Consider the following 18,610-nt stretch of genomic DNA (forward strand, 5'->3'; position numbering starts at 1 on the left):
TTCAGGGGCAGATACGGGTGAATTATTCCCCGGAAAGCAGGCGATATCCGATTCCCGGCTCCGTAACGATTAACTTGGGCTGGGTCGAATCTTCTTCTAGTTTCTTGCGCAAATGTCCGATATAGATTCTCAGGTAGTGACTTTCGGACTCATCATGATGGCTGCCCCATACTTCTTGAAGCAGCTGCCGCTGCGTTACGATCCTCCCGGCATTCGAGGCGAGGACTTTCAGCAGGTCATATTCTGTTGGGGTCAATTTTACCCGCTCTCCATTCATTTCCACAATCCGTTGTGCCAAATCGATGGTTAGTCCACCAATCCGAAGCACGGGTTCGTTTGCCGATTTGGCGGCATGGCGCAGCGCCACGCGAATTCTGGCCACCAGTTCTCCCATGCTGAACGGTTTGGTAACATAATCGTCGGCACCGCTGTCCAAGGCCGCGATTTTGTCTTCTTCTCTGTCTTTAGCCGTTAGTACAATGATTGGCACGTTTGACCAGTCTCGTATGCGATGCAACACCTCCATACCGGAGATGTCCGGCAATCCGAGATCCAGCACGATCAGGTCCGAATGAATCAATGAGGCTTGCAGCACTCCTTCCTCCCCCGTGGACGCTTCATAAGTTGAATACTGATGAGCCAGTAAAGTCACCGTCAGCAGCTTGCGAATTTGGGGTTCGTCATCGACAATTAGGATACGAGCTCCAAGCTTACTTATGGTCATCCTCCTCCATTTCTTCAAAATGCCCTTCGCGCGGCTTGCTAAGGGGAAGTGTAATTGTAATGACGGTGCCTTGCGGCTGATTCGGCTTGGCCGTAATGGTTCCATTGTGCAGCTCCACGATTCCCTTGCAAATGGCAAGTCCCAATCCCGTGCCCGTCACTTGCTTGGCGGCGGCCGAACGGTAAAACTTTTCGAAGATCCGGCCGTAATCGTCACCGGCAAGTCCGATTCCCGTATCGGAAACAAGGATAACAAGCTTGTCGTCCTCGGGCCTTACCGTTATGAAAATCTCGCTGTAATCCGGACTGTATTTGATCGCGTTGCTGACTACATTAACCAGCACTTGCTCGAGCAAAACTTCATCCCCCATTACCATAGGAACGGACGCCGGCAGGTTTACCCGCAGCTTTCGATGCTGCTGAAAATCTTTGACCTGAGCCAAGGTGACGCCGATCAGATCTTCCACATCGCACCAATTTTTTCTAAGACGCAGCATGCCGCTTTCCAATTGCACCATGCTGAGCAGGTTTTTGACCAATCTATTCATACGGAGGGCACCGTCCCGAATGGTAAGCAGCAATTCCATGCGATCCTCCGAAGAAAAAAGAGAATTGCCTTCAATAAGGCTGGTCGCCGAGCCGATAATGGCCGCTAACGGAGTACGCAACTCATGAGAAACAGAATCTAGAATCGCGGTGCGAAGCCGTTCCGATTCGGCCGTCAAATGAGCGATTTTGGCTTCTTCCGCCAGCTTCATGCGGGCGATGGCGGTGGCCGCCAAACCGCCCAGGGCGTCCAGCATCCGCTGTTGCTCGGCGGTGAGCCCGCTTTTCCGATCCTGCAGATTGAGCGCCAATACCCCATGCACGCGGTCCTCGGTTCTCAGCGGCAGGTAATGGGCTGGAGAGTCTCTTAAGGTACGGGTTCCATTGCCGACCGCTTCGCCATGATCAAACGCCAGCTTCGCCATCACTTTTTCCGTTTCGCCCTGTCCCCAATCGCTATGAACCGAAGAGCAGTGGGCTAGCACTAAATTATTCCGTTGATCCGGCAAAAAAATCGCAATTTCCGTACCGATGGTTTGCGAAACTTGCCGGGAAACATTACTGAGCAGGGAGTGAATGTCCGCGATATCGCTCATTTGCCGGCTGAGCACGTAGAGCGCGGCGGTATGCTCCTCCCTCTGCTTGGCGTATAGCAACTGCCGTTTCAGCTTTACCGCCAGGCTGGCCGTTAACGCGGCTACCGCCAAAAAAACGCCGAACGAGATCAGATAGCGCAAGTCCGCGATCGTAAAACTCAGAATTGGAGAAACGAAAAAGAAATCAAAGGCCAGGACCCCCATCATTGCTGCATAAAGAGCAGGGCGCAGGCCCCAGACGACGGAACTCCAAAGCACGGGCAGCAGATAGAGAAGTGCTATATTGACCGAATCAAACGCTAGTCCGAACGGGTGCATGGCGCCGGTCATGAAGGCGATGAGCAAAGTGATGCTTGCATAAGGCTTCCATAGCATCCACATCGATTTCAACTTATCCATTAAACCACTCCTGTCCGTCTATGCTCCCGTTACTACTATAGTTCAGGGTAATGTAAAAAAGGAATAAAATAAACCGTTTATAGGCGTAAAAATTCCGTAAAAATCCACGAAATGCCATATAATCACGAGTATTTGCGAGGAAAATGAAGCTCTAATATTTTGAGAGCGCTAACTTCATCTTAAAGTTTCTTTTTTTTACGGATATGCCGGCTGCGTCGTTTTACAACCATTTAGCTAAGGAGTAAGATACGATCCATGAATTGAATGGCCATTCGATTCTAAATGGATATGCCGATCGACGAAACCAACGTGCCGAAGCTTGTGTGAGAGCAGACCGATCGGAACGGTTGGAGCGGAATCATCGGTCTTATAACGCTGAATCCTTGAAAGACACAAGGAACGGGGGAACCAACGGAAGCCGCAACCCGGCTTCATGGGGTGAATCGCTCGGCACTTTCAAATGCCGGGCGTAGGGCGACTCTCACGCCCGAATCCGTCAGCTAACCTCGTAAGCGTGTGGAGAGGCAACATTTTGTCGCGGACCGGTCGGGACGACTGCAAGAAGCCGCGGAAAAGGTTCCTCTTTTCCAAGGCTTCTTTTTTGCTGTCTTCTTCCTTGATCCGGGGGAGCAGTTTATGGAGAAAAGCGACCGATTAACTGTTGGAGGAGTGTCGTGATGCTGGATATTTGGATGGTGCTAACGTTGACCGTTGCCTTAGCGCTTATAGTTGGATTTGTCGTTTGGTGCGGTAAAACGGTGGAGGATACGGGAGGCGAACGCGAATGACCATCGTGTTGATTTTTACGTGTGGATTGCTGGTCTATCTAATCTATGCGTTGCTTCATCCGGAAAAGTTTTAACGAGTTTTGTTTATAGTGCGAGTTCAAAAAGGAAAGATGGCTTTTTGAACAACCTCTAATAGTGGGAGGAACGGTCATGGATATACTGCAAATCGTAATTGTGATCGGTATTTTGATGCTGATCGCCAAACCGCTCGGTAATTATTTGTACCACGTTTTCTCTAACGAGCCCAATCGCACGGATAAAATATTCTGTTGGGCCGAGAAACCCATTTATGCGGTCATCGGGCTGAAGCATCGCGCAGGCATGAGCTGGAAGCGGTACGCGATCAGCTTCATCGCAACCAACTTCGTGCTCGCCGCGGTAAGTTACTTGCTGCTGCGGGTGCAGAGCGGCTTGCCGTTGAACCCGAACGGTATCGGCAATATGGAGCCGACGCTGGTGATGAACACGGTGATCAGCTTTATTACGAACACAAATCTGCAGCATTACAGCGGCGAGACGGGGCTTTCGTACTTCTCGCAAATGGCTGTGATCATGATGATGATGTTTACGTCGGCGGCTACGGGTCTTTCGGTCGCGGTCGCGTTTGTCCGGGGCGTTACGAGCAAGGGAAAAAGCTTGGGCAACTTCTTTGAGGATTTCGTCAAGGCGCATACGCGGATTTTCTTTCCGCTGGCGTTGATCGTCACGCTCGTGCTGGTCGCGCTGCAGGTGCCGCAGACGCTGGATCCTACGCTGACGGTAACGACGCTTGAAGGCGCGAGTCAGCAGATTGCGATCGGACCTGTCGCTTCGCTGGAGTCGATCAAGCATTTGGGCACCAACGGCGGCGGCTTTTTCGGCGCCAACTCGGCGCATCCGTTTGAGAATCCGAGCCCGCTGACCAATGTGATCGAGATCCTGTCGATGTGGTCATTGGCCGCGGCGCTGCCCTTCATGTACGGCAGATTTGCGAAGAGCCGCAAGCAGGGTTGGGTCATTTTTTCGGCGATGATGGTCTTGTTCCTTTTGTTCCTTACCGTTGCTTACACCGCCGAGAAGAGCGGCAATCCGGCGCTGAACGCGCTTGGCATCGACGCTTCGCAGGGCAGCATGGAAGGGAAAGAGGTGCGCTTCGGCATCGCGCAATCCGCGCTGTTCACTACCGTGACGACGGCGGCGACGACCGGCACGGTCAACAATATGCACGATACGCTGACCCCGCTTGGGGGGCTGGTGCCGCTGGCGGAGATGATGCTGAACGTCGTATTCGGCGGAAAAGGCGTCGGGCTGGTCAATATGCTGATGTACGCGATACTCGCCGTATTCATCTGCGGACTGATGGTCGGCCGTACGCCGGAGTTCCTTGGCCGCAAGATCGAGCCGCGCGAGATGAAGCTGATCGCGATTGCGATTCTGGCGCACCCGTTCATAATCCTGGCGCCGGCGGCGATCGCCTTCCTGACCGATCTCGGCAAGGGAGCGATTTCGAATCCCGGCTTCCACGGCATCACGCAGGTGCTGTACGAATATACATCGGCGGCCGCCAACAACGGCTCCGGCTTCGAGGGGCTGGCGGACAATACGCCGTTTTGGAACATAACGACCGGCCTGGTGATGTTTTTCGGGCGGTATATATCGATGATTGCGATGCTCGCCGTCGCCGGATCGTTGACGCGCAAGCAATGGGTGCCGGAGACGATCGGCACGTTCCGTACGGACAATGCGCTGTTCAGCTTCCTGCTGATCGGCACCGTCATTTTGATCGGGGCGCTGACTTTTCTGCCGGTGATTGCCCTAGGGCCAGTCGCTGAGCATTTGACGATTCGTTAAGTAAGAATATGAGGTGAAGCTGCCATGAACGATAAACGTAAAAAAAGCATGTTCTCCGGTCCGCTTGTCGCACAAGCTTTGAAGGCCAGCGTCATCAAGCTGAATCCGGCCGTTATGATGAAAAATCCGGTGATGTTTGTCGTCGAGGCCGGCACGGTCATCGTACTGCTGATGACGGTGTTTCCCGGTTACTTCGACGCGAAGGACCGCATCGGCTTTAATCTCACCGTGTTCGTGATCTTGTTGTTTACGGTACTGTTCGCCAATTTCGCCGAAGCCTTGGCGGAGGGCAGGGGCAAGGCGCAAGCCGATACGTTGAAGCGGACGAAGAAAGAGATTACCGCGAACAAAGTGGTTGGCAATGGCGTTAAAACGGTGCCTTCGACGGAGCTGCGCAAGGGGGATATCGTCGTCGTTTTCCAAGGGGAGATGATTCCCGGCGACGGCGAAGTGATCGAAGGGCTCGCCTCCGTCGACGAGTCGGCGATTACCGGCGAATCGGCGCCGGTGATCAAGGAAGCGGGCGGCGATTTCAATTCCGTCACCGGCGGAACGCGCGTCATTAGCGACCGGATTAAGGTGAGAATTACCAGCGATCCCGGCGAGACGTTCATCGACCGGATGATTGCGCTTGTCGAAGGCGCGAAACGGCAGAAGACGCCGAATGAAATCGCCCTAAATACGCTGTTGATCAGCCTGACGCTTATTTTTCTGATCGTCGTCGTAACGCTTGGGCCGATCGCTTCTTATGCGGGTATTCATTTGGAGATTCCGGTACTGATCGCCTTGCTTGTTTGTTTGATCCCGACGACGATCGGGGGCCTGCTGTCGGCCATCGGCATTGCCGGCATGGACCGGGTGACGCAGTTCAATGTGCTGGCGTTGTCCGGCAAAGCGGTTGAGGCTGCGGGCGATATCAACACGATGATTCTCGACAAAACCGGAACGATTACCTTCGGGAACCGGATGGCCAGCGAAATCATACCGGTTGGAGGCGCGGGCATCGATGAGGCGGCTGCCTGGGCGGCGGTATCTTCCGTGCAGGACGAAACCCCGGAAGGCCGCTCGGTGCTGGAATGGATGAAGAAAAACGGGAAGTCCTATGACGCCTCGCTTGGCGAGGGGGGCGGCTTTGTTGAATTCAAGGCGGAAACGCGGATGAGCGGCGTCGATCTGAAGGACGGACGCCAAGTGCGCAAAGGGGCGGTTGACGCCATTCGCAAATGGGTGGCTTCCCAAGGCGGATTGATTCCGGAGGAGTTGGAGAGACAGGCCCATCGCATCGCCTCGGAGGGCGGGACCCCACTAGCCGTGGCGGTCGACAAACAGGTGTTCGGCGTCATTTATTTGAAGGACACGGTGAAGCCCGGCATGCGGGAACGGTTCGATCAGCTGCGCGCGATGGGCATCAAGACGATCATGTGCACCGGCGACAATCCGCTGACGGCAGCGACCATCGCCCGGGAGGCGGGCGTCGACGATTTTATCGCCGAGAGCAAGCCGGAGGATAAAATCGCCGTGATCCGCCGCGAGCAGGCCGAAGGCAAGCTGGTCGCAATGACCGGCGACGGCACGAACGATGCGCCGGCATTGGCGCAAGCGGATGTCGGGCTGGCGATGAACAGCGGCACAACCGCGGCTAAGGAAGCGGCCAATATGGTCGATCTCGATTCCGACCCGTCGAAGATTATCGAGGTGGTGGCGATCGGCAAGCAGCTGCTCATGACGCGCGGCGCTTTAACCACGTTCAGCATCGCCAACGACATCGCCAAATATTTTGCGATTATTCCGGCCATGTTCATGCTGGCCATTCCGGAAATGGCCGCCTTGAACATCATGAAGCTTGGCTCGCCGCTTTCGGCGGTGTTATCGGCTTTAATCTTTAACGCCGTTATCATCCCGCTGCTGGTTCCGCTGGCGATGAAGGGCGTCGCCTACCGGCCGATGAGCGCCTCGCGCCTGCTTAGCCGCAACTTGCTCGTATACGGCTGCGGCGGTGTTATTGCCCCGTTCATCGGCATCAAGTTGATTGATTTGCTCGTTCATTTGTGGATTTAAGATGGCTTTTTGAATAATATCTTTAATGAAGAAAGAAGGAACCGGCTATGAATAATATTGCGCAAGAGGGGCGGGACGAGCGCTCCGGGGGAGCGGTTTTCTGGATTGCCCTGCGCGCCAGTCTGTTGTTCATCATCCTTTGCGGTATCGTATATCCGCTTGTCAGCACAGGCCTCGCGCAACTGCTGTTCCCTGATCAGGCGAACGGCAGTTTATTAAAAGATAAGGACGGCAACGTGGTCGGCTCCGAATTGATCGGGCAGCCGTTCACCGACCCAAGTTATTTCCAGGGACGTGTATCGAGCATCGATTACAAGGCGGAGGCGTCCGGTTCAAACAACTACGCGCCTTCCAATCCGGATATGCTTGCGCGGACGCAAGCGTCAATCGAGCAATGGCGCCGGGACAACCCGGATGTACCGATCGATCAATTGCCGATTGCCCTTGTCACCAACTCGGGTTCGGGACTTGATCCGCACATTACACCGCAATCGGCGCTGGTACAGGTGCCGCGGATCAGCAAGCTAACCGGGATTTCTACGGCTGAGCTGGAAACGCTGGTGGGCCAATATACGGAGAATCGCGATCTTGGGGTATTCGGCGATAGACGGGTCAACGTGCTCAAACTAAACTTGGCTTTGAAAGAGATGCTGAAGAAATAACGATACGACAGAGGATTAATTGATGGTGGAGCGGTCGTTGATCCCAGCTCGGGAGGTGGCCAATGAGTGAGCGGGTTTAGGCGAAAATCGCCGGAAGAAATTTTACGATCGATTTCGCAGCTGCGGAAGGGACGGCTCAAAATCATAATCGGTCCGGTTAGCGGTTCGGGCAAAACGTATCATATGCTGAACGAAGGCAAGCTGTTAAAGCAGCAGGGGCTCGATGTGGTTATTTGCGCGATATCGACCATGCAGCGATCAGAAACCGTGCAACAGACGATGGAGCTGGAGCGTGTGCCGAGCATCCACTGGCGGAAGGATGGCAAGGAGTTCAAGGACTTGCCGCTTGAAGCGATCCTGGCCCGCAATCCGGAAGTGCTGCTGGTTGACGGCCTCGCTCATCGCAATCGCAAGGAAGCGAAGTTTAAGACGCGCCTGGAAGACATTCGCTACTTGATGGAGCGCGGGATCAGCATTATTACGACGATTAACGTATATGAGCTGGATGGAGTGGACGAGATTGTTTATAAGCGGACGGGAATTCGGGCGGAAGAAACGGTGCCTGCGGATACGCTGGAACTGGCTGATGAAGTGCGGCTTATCGATGTTTCGCCGGAGACGATGTTGAAGCGGATTGACGAGGGGGTGCTTGGCGATCAAACGCTTCCGGCGCTGGCCCGGCGCGGCAATCTCGGCATCTTGCGGGAAATTTCGCTGCGGCTGATGGCGGAAGGGGTTAACGATTCGCTTGAGAAGCATCGCCAGGAGCTCGGGTTGGTCGGTCCGTCGGGGGCGGCGGAGCGGATCCTTGTTTCGGCGCAATACCACTGGAACGGATCGCTTTATGTGCGCAGAGGGCAGCAAATCGCCAAACGCTTGAATGGCGACTTGCTTGTAGTTACGTTTGTCTTGTCCGGACGGAAATTATCGAAGGATCAGCAAATGTTCAAGCGTTCGATCCGGAAGCTGGCGGAGAAGATAAACGCCGGATGCAAAGAACTTCCCCTGCCGCATCTGCGCAAGCTTCCGTCCATGCTCGTACGCTATGCCATTCAAAATAACGTCACGCGAATTGTGATGGGGCATTCCCAGAAAAGCCGCCGGCAGGAGCGCTGGCAAGGTTCCATCGCAGGCAGGGTGCTGAGAAAGATGCGGAATGTGGACGTGTTTTTAATGGCGGATCGCGCTAAGCATGAGGGAGAGCGGATACTGCCGATCAAAGCGAAATCAAGCGGCGGGGCAGAGCCGTTCCGCAGACTTAGCTCCAAAGAGATAGAGAGGAAAATTGAAACGATCCGCCGCGGAACGTTTAAAATATATATCGGTGCCGCTCCAGGTGCGGGCAAGACCTATAAAATGCTGCAAGAAGGCAACAGTTTGCAATGCAAAGGAATCGACGTTGTCATCGGCTTATTGGAGACGCACGGCCGAAAAGAAACGGCGGAACAGATAGGTGAATTGCCGCTTGTGCCAAGGGCGAAAATCGCCTATCGGTCGGCGCAATTGGAGGAGATGGACACGGAAGCCGTGATCGCCCGCCATCCCGAAGTCGTGCTGGTCGATGAACTCGCGCATACGAACGTGCCGGGCAGCCGGACCAAGAAAAGATACGAGGATGTCATCCGTATATTGGAAAGCGGTATTTCCGTTATTTCTACGCTTAACGTGCAGCATCTGGAAAGCCTGAACGACGCGGTGGAGCAGTTAACCGGCGTCCGCGTGCGGGAGACGGTGCCGGATGCGATACTGAAAATGGCGGATGAGGTCGAACTGATCGATGTGACGCCGCAAATGCTGCAACAACGCATGCGGGACGGGAAAATCTATGCTTTCGAAAAAGTGGGTCTGGCGCTGGGGGCGTTTTTTAAAATCGGCAATTTGATTGCCTTGCGTGAACTGGCGCTCCGGGAAATCGCCGACGATGTAGACGAACGCTTAGAATCATGGGATCGCAACACCACGCAGCGCGGACCGGGGCATAGGCAGGAGGTCATCTTCGTCTGTGTAGACACTGGTCCAAGAGCTGAACGATTAATTCGCCGCGGCTTCCGCATCGCCCATCGGCTCAAGGCGGAATGGTACGTCCATTATGTACATCGCGGCGCGGCCATATCCGATGCCGATGACCGGAGGTTGGAGAAGTTGCGCCATTTATGCGAACGGCTTGGCGGAAGGATGGAGGTGTCCGCGCTCGGGAGGCATAGAAATATCGGTGAAGCGTTGCTGCAACGAATGGGTGAAGTGCGGGCCACCCAACTGATCATCGGGCAATCCCGCAGGCCCCTATGGTATTCGCTGGTTAAGGAAACGGTTGTCCATTTCATGCTTCGCCGGGCCCGCTGGATCGATATGTTGATCGTGGCTGATTTTGAGCGGGCGGTTTCCGAGGAAGGGCTTCAATAACGTGTAGCTGACAAACAGCAGGCGATTACGGCTGCCAAACAAAAGGCGGACGGAGTCGCCTGTGCCCTTATAGCGCATAGAATTTGCAGCGCTTACATTTTTGCGGATTGAAGTTGCAAAAAGATGTACTAAACTTTTTTAATGCAAAAAACTATAATCAAAATACGAAAGGGGTTACATTTCATGAAGGAACGTACACAACGAATATTTGCGAGATTTTTAAGAGTAAATACACCTTTGACTTTTGAGGACTTGAGCAAAGAATTCCGCATTAGTGAACGTACTTTACGAAACGAACTGGCGCTGATTAATGAATTTTTGGCTGAACATCAATATCCAATGGTTACTACTGCCAGAGGCAAAGGGATGAAATTGATCCTGCCTGATCAAGAATCCGAAAAGTTATTGGCGCAAGTCGGCGGCAACAGGGAAAAAGATTATTACCGGCCGGATGAACGTTTCCTTGCCTTGCTTTTGGATATTGCGGATACCGCAAAAACTACACTGTTATACGAAATGGAAGAGAAGCTGCAGGTATCCAAAAGCACGTTGGATGAGGATATGCGCAAACTTCGTCAATATTTAAAACGATATGCCATTTCAGTAGTGAGTTTGCCGAAGCAAGGTATAGTATTGCAAGGGGATGAGCGGTCCGTACGATCTATGCTGTACGATGTGATTAATCGTATGACGGATATTGACCAACTGATGCGGTATAAAGAAACAGATACCGTAAATAAATTCGTATTGGATTATTTGGACAAAAGGGTATTGCGGATTCTTGGGGAGCATTATGATGAAGTGTTGAAAAAGTCCAGAGTGGAGATTAATCATCTGTACCGTAACCAGATCATTTTATTTTTAGGGATATGGGTAAGACGTGTGCGGGAAGGAAGTACCGTTAGTGAATTAACAAAAGCAAGAGCGGAGATCGAAGCAGGTCCGGTAAGAAATTTCGTAGATGCGATTTGTACGGATTTTTCCTTAAATCCATCGTTAAATGAAATTAAATATATTACATTCACGATCGAATCGTTTAATCCCAAAGATATGAATAGTTCATTGGATTGGGTTGCAGCACAATTGTTAACGATCCAATTAATAGAGCATGTGGAGAAAGTAACGGGCATTCCCTTTTCTCAGGAAGAAGAAGATTTGTATGAAGGGTTGTATAAGCACATCACAGGGTTGTTAAGCCGGGCGAAAAATGATTTACAGGTCGTTAATCCATTAAAAGACACGATTAAAGAGTCTTATGCGGTCATTTATAATGCAGTAGCTTGCTTTAGCAAGCGTATAGAGGATTATACCAAGAAAACATTATCGGAAGACGAGATCGGCTTTTTGACGGTATACTTTTCCACTTCGGCAAGCCGGATGAACCAGGAAGAACAATATGTTTATCAGGCGGTCGTCATTTGCAATCATGGAATTTCAACCGGAAAGTTGTTGGCCGCAAATTTAAAAAAGCAATTCAATATCGAGATTGTCGCGGTTTTGAGTTCGTATGAATTAGCTTTTATTGACAAGTTGGATGTAGATTTGATCTTTACTTCGATTCCGATTGAGTACCCCAAAAAACCGGTTTTGCTGCTGAACCCGATTTTAAGGGAAAGTGACAAGAAAGAAGTGAAAGCGTTTTTATTTGAATATAAGGATAAAAGAAGAACAATTTCCAATAAACTGGATGCTACGAAGCTGATGCAGGATGTTCTGGAGTTGATTGTAGACAGCGGCGGCACGATAACTCCTGAAAGCTATCAGAAAGTAGAAGAAACTTTTAAACAACATTATTTGAAAATTAATACAAGGGAGATACAACCAATGCTGCAGGATGTTTTGAAGGATTCCAACATCTTATTAAATCAAGAAGGCCAAGACTGGAAGGAGGTGATCACGAAGGTTGCATTGCCTCTAGTAAAAGAGGAGATCATTGAAGAACGATATATAACCGCCATGATCAAGTCTATTGAAGAATTCGGGCCCTATATCGTGGTAGGGAAGCACTTAGCGTTAGCCCACGCGCGGCCGGAAGACGGGGTGAATAAATTAGGCATCAGCGTCATGACGTTAAAGGAACCGGTGAATTTCGGCCATCCGGATAATGACCCTGTGAAAATCGTTTTTTGCTTAGCCGCAGTGAATTCTCATTCGCATATAAAAGTGATGAAAAGTTTGGTTGAGTTGATTGACGATACAGAAAAATTAGACAAGTTATTTGCCGCAAAAGATGTGAAGACATTTAATCAGGCGCTGCATGGGGATACCCCAATTCAGGATATACAGCAGCCAAAATGATTTGAAAAAAGGGGAGAGCGGAATGCAAAAAGTAAATATTTTGTTTGTCTGTGGAGCAGGCTTGGGAAGCAGTTTTGCTTGTCAAATGGCGGCTGAGGACGTTTTAAGAAAGTTGGGGGTTGACGCCAAGCTGGATCATAGCGATATCTCGTCCGCCGTATCGATGAAACCGGATATTATCATGACCGCGCAAAACTTCCAAACTCAATTTGAGAAATTCTCCATTGATCCCAAACAGACGACAATTATTTATTTGAAAAATATTGTATCCAAACAGGAAATTGAAGAAAAAATCACCCCGGTATTACAGGAAAAGGGTGCTTTAGCTTAATCCATTCCAAAAAGAAGGAGGGGGAATATGGGAGTAGTCAACTTTATTATCCAGAATATTTTGACACAAGCATCCATCACCGTGGCGTTGATTGCCATGTTAGGGTTGATTTTGCAAAAGAAGTCGGTAGGACAAGTGATTTCAGGTTCGTTAAAGACGTTGTTAGGGTTTATGGTACTGTCGGCGGGTTCCAGCATTATCGTCGTAAGCTTAACCTATTTTGGCAAGATTTTTACCAAAGGCTTCCACATGCAAGGGATAATTCCTTCGATTGAAGCGATTAACGGTCAAGCGATGAATGAATTAGGCCTAGGTCGGGATATCGCATTAACCTTTTTGGCGATCTTTGTATTTAACATTTTAATTGCCCGGTTTACGAAATGGAAATATATCTTTTTAACCGGTCAGGCGATTCTTTGGATGTCGACGATGACAACGGTGTTTGGTTACTTTGCAGGTTTGCGCGGCGCCGCATTGATATTGGTCGGCGGCTTCATTGGGGGCGTCTTTGCCGTAGCTATGCCGGCGATCGCACAACCGTTTGTTCGCAAGATTACCGGGATGGATGAAATTGCTCTGGGGCATTTTTGTACGATTGGTTATGTGCTGGAAGCCGGTGTAGCGAAACTATTCGGTGAAAAAGGCGATAACAAAAAATCGGTTGAAGATTTGAAATTACCTGCGCAATTCGAGTTTTTGCAAGACACGTATCTGTCATTGATGGTAGTGATGGTTCCTCTTTATATCATTACGGCAGCGTTTGCGGGTCAAGAATTTGGTTCTACCTTATCGGGAAGTACCAACTATCTCATGTTTGCGTTCTTACAGTCCATTCAGTTCGTAGTAGGGGTGTACGTCTTATTAGCCGGGGTTCGCTTATTGCTGGGTGAAATTGTTCCGGCATTTAGAGGGATCGCCATGCGCCTGGTTCCCAATGCGGTGCCTGCGCTGGATTGCCCGGTATTGTTTCCGTACAGCCCTAATGCAGTTATTGTAGGGTTCATTACAACTACGATAGGTTCAATTATTGCCATGTTCGTATTGCCGGTCTTTGGCTGGGCTATGATCTTGCCGGGTATACTAACGAACTTCTTCGCGGGCGGTACCGCCGGGATCTTCGGCAACTTAAGCGGCGGACGCCGCGGGGCGATTATTGGCGGTATTGTCCATGGTTTCTTCATTACGCTGCTGCCGGCGCTGTTGGTTACCATTTTCAATAATATGGGCTTTGTCAATGCAACGGCGACAGATGTGGATACCGTAGCGGCTGCTTTACTATATGCCTGGATCATTGGTCCGATTCTAAAAGCATTTTAGGATTCGAGCAAGAGACAGCGGGAGGTTTGCGTGATGTTTGGATTTGGCAAAAAGAAGGATAAAGAACCGAAAAAAGCAGTGGCGGCAGAAGCGGTATTAACCGCGGAACGTAAGGAAGAATTATTGCGCACTATCTCCTTGAAGAAGGAAGAAGTCAATCGAATCACCGGAGAGCAACAAGCAAAAGTTTATGAAGAGATCGGCTTAGCCTTTCATGAGCTTGGTGAAGAGGATCAGGCGATGGAGGCGTTGGAAAAAAGTTTGCAAGCGAAAAAATCGGTTGGAGACGGTTATAAGATTTTATTGAAGCTATATAACAAGAAACGTGCGGAAGCGGCAAAAGCAAATGATGAGGCATCGTTGCAGATCTATTTAAAGAAGATGGATCAAATGATGCAGCTTTCCAAAGATGTTGCGCGCGGTTTGCGATAAGATGGGGAGGAAAACGATTTATGTATATCACATTAAAAGAAGCGACACGCAGAGCGGAAGCATTAAATTACACGGTTGGCGCATTTAACGCCCATAATTTAGAGATGTTGCCCGATATGATCCGTGCGGCCAAAGAGCAAGGGGCCCCTATTATTATTCAAACCAGCATAGATACCGCGAAATATGTCGGTCATGAAAATTTCGTTGCCGTATGCAAGTCCATGGCCACAACAGAAATGGTGGATGTGGTGCTGCACTTGGACCACGCAAGAGATTTCAATGATATTAAAGAGGCCATTGACAAAGGGTATACATCGGTGATGTACGATGGTTCTCATTTGCCCTTTAAAGAGAATATTATGAAAACCAGGGCGGTAGTGGATTATGCGCACCGATATGGTGTGTCGGTAGAGGGTGAATTAGGGACGATTGGCGGTACTGAAGAAGGAATCCATGTAGATGAAGATAAGCAGATTTATACGGATCCCAAAGATGCCGCAGAGTTTGTTAAAGCAACAGGGGTGGATGCCTTGGCCATTGCCATCGGTACTAATCACGGTCAATATAAATCCAAAACCGAAGTAAATATACCGCTGTTAAAAGAGATCCATGCGGCAGTCGATGTGCCTCTGGTTATTCATGGGGGTACGGGGGTTGACGAAAAGGATATTCACGAATTAATCGATAATGGAATCCGTAAATTTAATGTAGGTACCGAGTTGTTGGTAACATGGACGCAAACGGCAAAGGAAACTTTTAGAGACACGAAAGTCAATAAGTCATTGCGTCACAATATTATCCCGTGCAATCAGGCGGTGAAAGAAATTGTAAAACATAAAATAGGTATCTTTATGAATAAAGAGGGTCATCTCAATACAATGAGGTGATCGGTATGGATAGGGTTCTGATCTTATTGGCGGGACTGCCGGGAACGGGAAAAACCTATCTCAGCCATATCTTGCAAAATTTCTTTGGTTCATTTTATCTGCTTTCCCAGGATGGTCTGAAGGAATATTACTCCGATTTGCTTGGCTTTCATAATTTAGAAGAAAAGCGGGAAGTAGAACGGACAGCCTGGGCAAACTACTATGAAATCATGGAACAGCAAATGCAAGCAGGAAGCAATATCATCTCTGATTATCCTTTTAGCCGGAAGCAGAAACCCCATATTCAGAAATTGGCGGAAGGATACGGTTACAGGGTGCTGACCATTCGATTGACTGCCGATCTGGATGTTTTGTATGAACGCCAAAAAAAGCGGGACTTGGACCCGGCCAGGCATTTAAGCCATATTGTAACTTCATACAAAAAGGGGCAGCATCTGGCCGATAGAAGCAAAGCGGATCATTTACTGACTTATGAAGAATTTATAAAAAGATGTACGACAAGAGGATATGACACGTTTGAACTGGGGAAGTTATATGAAGTAGACGTAACGGATTATACGAAAGTGAATTATTCGAAGTTGCTGGAAGATATAAAACGGTGGGAAGAGTCCGAGAGAAGCTTTAATTAAGGCACGTACAAAGGTACGTGTCCTTTTTGTAATTGGCTGGCTGGTTGGCGAAAAAAGCCCGCTGCTTTTTATCGCAACGAGCTAACAGCGGAATCATGATTTTGAGACGTTTGATAGATTGGAAAACGATTGAGAAATATTTTTGTGTCGCAAAATCTCAATTTTGAACTTATTGTTCGAGATTCTACTTAATACGTTTATACGAAAATTCACAAAGAAATAAAGTATAGGAACTATGATATACTTTCATTAAAAGCTCATGAAATGAGGTGTTTTTATGAATTGGGCGACAGTTAGAAACAAGTTTCCGGACCAGTGGGTTTTATTGGAAGCCATAGAAGTTCATTCGACCGATGGAAAAAGAATTGTTGATCGTGTATCGGTAATTAATACCTATGATGAAGGTAAAAAGGCCTTACAAGAATATAAATTAATCCATAAGAAAGAGCCAAATCGAGAACTTTATGTGGCACATACAAGTAAGACAAAGAAGAATATTCAATCAACACACGACCCGACCTAAGATTAGCACTGTCTAAGGCCGGGTCGCGTCGTAGACGCGGGAACTTTATGTTGAAATTCGTGCAAATAATGAGTGCCGGATTTAAGGAGTGAAAAATGAAAAAAATAATCTTTTTATTATCGGCAATCTTTATTATTTCTAATGTCGCTTGGGGTTTTATGTATTTTAAGAGAATTGATGCACCGTCAAATATTAGTGTTCAAGTGTACGATCTTCGTGGTACAGGGAATTGTGGGACATTACCGATTACAAAATCATAGTCTCGCCCAATAAAGTTTTGCGAGGACATGGAAAATTAGCCTACAAAGGTGATCCAAAGAATGTTGAAGTGTATTGTTGACGCATTGTATAGAAATAAAGGTTCGGCCGAATCAAAAGTTCTTTTGAAGTCATTGGAGATGGGGATCCACAGTATTCAAAACACATATGGCAAGAAGTACATAACGATTGAAGAAGTAAGGGAGGAAGAAGGCAGACAAGGCATGTTGAGCAGGCTTTTTGGCAGATGATTTTTTAGCTGATGATTGACTGAATTCGATAATGAGTGGCGGAAGGAGCCAGTAAGTTAACTGTCAGAATAGAATGTAAACAATACTGATAAAACTTAGGAGCAATATAAATGACTATGGATTTATCCACTCTCGAAAAGAGGTTAATAGAAATCATCAAATTATCTCCGATTTTAGTCGAGGTATTTGAACTGAATCATAAATTAAATTTAAGGGAGTATTACATAGGTGCCGGCTGTATTGCACAGACAGTATGGAACTATTTGATAGGGAACCCTTTAGAATATGCGATTAAAGATATTGATATTGTATATTTCGATATTGACCTAACCTATCAAAAAGAAGATGGAGTCATAAAATTAGGTCAAGAAAGATAAATTTGGAATTGACCTTAAACCGTATTTAACATTAGAGGACGCTATTGATTCATGGCCAACAACCAGCACTTCTATAGGAGTTAGACTTGATGAGAATGCAGGTTGGAAAGTTTATTCACCTTACGGTCTTGAGGATCTTTTTCAATTAAAAGTAAGAGCTAATAAAAAACTAATTACACAGTATATTTATAAAAACAAATGTGATAAATGGAAAAGAAAATGGCCTGAATTAAAAGTTATACCTTGGTAGATACTCAACGATTAGGCAGATTCTATAGCGAAAAGAGGCGTTTAGGTGTGCTGGGGAACAATGTCAGGGAAATTAAGGCAACTGATTATCATGATATTTATTTGCTTAATCAAGATTTTAATCCGAATTTGCACCTATTTTCCGAAGAGAAAGTAAAAAAGAAGATTCAAATCATTATAGAGAATACTTTTACAAAGGATCAAAAAAATTTCATAAAAAAGTTTGCTGACTAAAACCTAATCAAGCAATGCAAAACCAAAAAAATCTAAAACAATCTAAAACAATGGAGCGGATCGATATGGCTGGATTTGATGCTTTTACAAAGAAGAGGCTGGAAAAAATTCTCGATCGATATATTGAGGAAAAAATCCCCCAACACCTCAAGGGTGAATTTAAGATCATTTATAAATTTAGAGGGAACACGGTTACTCTTTCACAAGATAGACCCTCGTTTAGGCCCGGACAACGCATTGAATTACCGATTGCTCAATTTAGATATGAAGAAAACAAGTGGAAGATCTATTGGAAGGACAGTAAAGATAAGTGGCATTTCGTGGAAGATATAAAACCGATTGAAGACTTTGAAAAGCAATTAAAAATGCTTGATAGAAACGAATATGGATATTTTTGGATGTGACTACAACTGTGTCCGAAACTTTATTTTGGTTATTTATTGTTGCCATCATTGTTTTTGGTGCTAGGTTTTCAAGCAATAAGCCAAACACACGTTCTCTAATCAAGCTAAAAATCACACCCGAACCGCCTTATTTTTTCCTCATCTTTTTTGTTTTTTTCTTCCCTCTTTTTTTGAATCCTTGCTCTAGCCCCCACCCCTGCTCTCTGCTCCTTAACGAAGGGGATAATCGTGCAAAGGCAGGCAGCAGGCAGGGACACCACGACACAACCTCTTTAGACAACTCCCTCACCTGGCGTCGATTTGGGACACGGATCGAAACGGCTACGGTGCAAAAGGTAGATACGCTGACCCCGCCGGATCGTGGCGCCTCTACATCGTTGACGCTTCCTTAACGAAGCAGCCCAAAAAAGCCGGG

Annotated in this window: 19 protein-coding genes and 1 riboswitch; of the genes, 17 read left to right on the forward strand and 2 right to left on the reverse strand. The window is 48.1% G+C overall.

The genetic code is table 11. The annotated features are described in order from the left end of the window. Window positions 1–22: 22 nt before the first annotated feature. Entirely contained in the window at window positions 23–724 is a 702-nt protein-coding gene (locus DYE26_RS29890; RefSeq protein WP_036620148.1) for a response regulator, read from the reverse strand. Beyond that, window positions 711–2,264, reverse strand: coding sequence for an ATP-binding protein (locus DYE26_RS29895; protein ID WP_036620149.1), 1,554 nt, complete (start codon window positions 2,262–2,264; stop codon window positions 711–713). The genes DYE26_RS29890 and DYE26_RS29895 overlap by 14 nt, the downstream gene beginning before the upstream one ends. Before the next feature lie 363 nt (window positions 2,265–2,627). After that, a riboswitch (cyclic di-AMP (ydaO/yuaA leader) is annotated at window positions 2,628–2,793 on the forward strand. Between the two features lie 255 nt (window positions 2,794–3,048). Between DYE26_RS29895 and kdpF the strand changes: the two genes are divergently transcribed. The 17 genes from kdpF to DYE26_RS33220 all read left to right on the forward strand — a co-directional run bounded on the left by kdpF (window position 3,049) and on the right by DYE26_RS33220 (window position 18,587). Further along, on the forward strand, window positions 3,049–3,126 hold the full coding sequence (gene kdpF / locus DYE26_RS35025; protein ID WP_082208019.1) for a K(+)-transporting ATPase subunit F: 78 nt from the start codon (window positions 3,049–3,051) through the stop codon (window positions 3,124–3,126). A 76-nt stretch (window positions 3,127–3,202) separates the two neighbouring features. Beyond that, entirely contained in the window at window positions 3,203–4,882 is a 1,680-nt protein-coding gene (gene kdpA / locus DYE26_RS29905) for a potassium-transporting ATPase subunit KdpA (RefSeq protein WP_036620150.1), read from the forward strand. A gap of 24 nt (window positions 4,883–4,906) precedes the next feature. Then, complete coding sequence (kdpB, locus tag DYE26_RS29910; protein WP_036620151.1) at window positions 4,907–6,940, forward strand: potassium-transporting ATPase subunit KdpB; 2,034 nt, start codon at window positions 4,907–4,909, stop codon at window positions 6,938–6,940. A gap of 47 nt (window positions 6,941–6,987) precedes the next feature. Then, window positions 6,988–7,602: a potassium-transporting ATPase subunit KdpC gene (gene kdpC, locus DYE26_RS29915; RefSeq protein WP_036620153.1), complete on the forward strand. Its 615-nt coding sequence runs from the start codon at window positions 6,988–6,990 to the stop codon at window positions 7,600–7,602. A gap of 66 nt (window positions 7,603–7,668) precedes the next feature. Then, on the forward strand, window positions 7,669–10,005 hold the full coding sequence (locus DYE26_RS29920; protein ID WP_036620154.1) for a histidine kinase: 2,337 nt from the start codon (window positions 7,669–7,671) through the stop codon (window positions 10,003–10,005). Between the two features lie 183 nt (window positions 10,006–10,188). Next, window positions 10,189–12,303: a BglG family transcription antiterminator gene (locus DYE26_RS29925; protein WP_036620155.1), complete on the forward strand. Its 2,115-nt coding sequence runs from the start codon at window positions 10,189–10,191 to the stop codon at window positions 12,301–12,303. Between the two features lie 22 nt (window positions 12,304–12,325). Next, a complete protein-coding gene (locus DYE26_RS29930; RefSeq protein WP_036620156.1) occupies window positions 12,326–12,634 on the forward strand; it encodes a PTS sugar transporter subunit IIB in 309 nt (102 codons plus the stop codon). Window positions 12,635–12,661: 27 nt separating this feature from the next. Next, window positions 12,662–13,951, forward strand: a complete 1,290-nt coding sequence (locus tag DYE26_RS29935) for a PTS sugar transporter subunit IIC (RefSeq protein WP_036620162.1) — start codon at window positions 12,662–12,664, stop codon at window positions 13,949–13,951. A gap of 33 nt (window positions 13,952–13,984) precedes the next feature. Then, on the forward strand, window positions 13,985–14,383 hold the full coding sequence (locus DYE26_RS29940; protein WP_036620164.1) for a hypothetical protein: 399 nt from the start codon (window positions 13,985–13,987) through the stop codon (window positions 14,381–14,383). A 20-nt stretch (window positions 14,384–14,403) separates the two neighbouring features. Beyond that, complete coding sequence (locus tag DYE26_RS29945; protein WP_036620166.1) at window positions 14,404–15,270, forward strand: class II fructose-bisphosphate aldolase; 867 nt, start codon at window positions 14,404–14,406, stop codon at window positions 15,268–15,270. A 5-nt stretch (window positions 15,271–15,275) separates the two neighbouring features. Further along, a complete protein-coding gene (locus tag DYE26_RS29950; RefSeq protein WP_036620167.1) occupies window positions 15,276–15,899 on the forward strand; it encodes a P-loop nucleotide/nucleoside kinase family protein in 624 nt (207 codons plus the stop codon). A 277-nt stretch (window positions 15,900–16,176) separates the two neighbouring features. Further along, window positions 16,177–16,422: a hypothetical protein gene (locus tag DYE26_RS29955; protein ID WP_036620169.1), complete on the forward strand. Its 246-nt coding sequence runs from the start codon at window positions 16,177–16,179 to the stop codon at window positions 16,420–16,422. Between the two features lie 95 nt (window positions 16,423–16,517). Continuing rightward, a complete protein-coding gene (locus tag DYE26_RS33680) occupies window positions 16,518–16,682 on the forward strand; it encodes a hypothetical protein (RefSeq protein WP_164815234.1) in 165 nt (54 codons plus the stop codon). A 359-nt stretch (window positions 16,683–17,041) separates the two neighbouring features. Next, window positions 17,042–17,308, forward strand: a complete 267-nt coding sequence (locus DYE26_RS34615; RefSeq protein WP_051985291.1) for a nucleotidyltransferase family protein — start codon at window positions 17,042–17,044, stop codon at window positions 17,306–17,308. A 73-nt stretch (window positions 17,309–17,381) separates the two neighbouring features. After that, window positions 17,382–17,558 carry a nucleotidyltransferase family protein gene (locus DYE26_RS34620; protein WP_255310070.1) on the forward strand — a complete coding sequence of 59 codons (177 nt, stop codon included), beginning with the start codon at window positions 17,382–17,384 and terminating at the stop codon, window positions 17,556–17,558. A 298-nt stretch (window positions 17,559–17,856) separates the two neighbouring features. Continuing rightward, window positions 17,857–18,195 (forward strand): DUF3024 domain-containing protein, encoded by a 339-nt coding sequence (locus DYE26_RS29975; protein WP_082207687.1) that lies wholly within the window; start codon window positions 17,857–17,859, stop codon window positions 18,193–18,195. A gap of 8 nt (window positions 18,196–18,203) precedes the next feature. Then, a complete protein-coding gene (locus tag DYE26_RS33220; RefSeq protein ID WP_127463432.1) occupies window positions 18,204–18,587 on the forward strand; it encodes a hypothetical protein in 384 nt (127 codons plus the stop codon). Window positions 18,588–18,610 lie beyond the last annotated feature (23 nt).

Origin of the sequence: Paenibacillus macerans (assembly GCF_900454495.1) — a bacterium.
Lineage (GTDB): Bacteria > Bacillota > Bacilli > Paenibacillales > Paenibacillaceae > Fontibacillus > Fontibacillus macerans.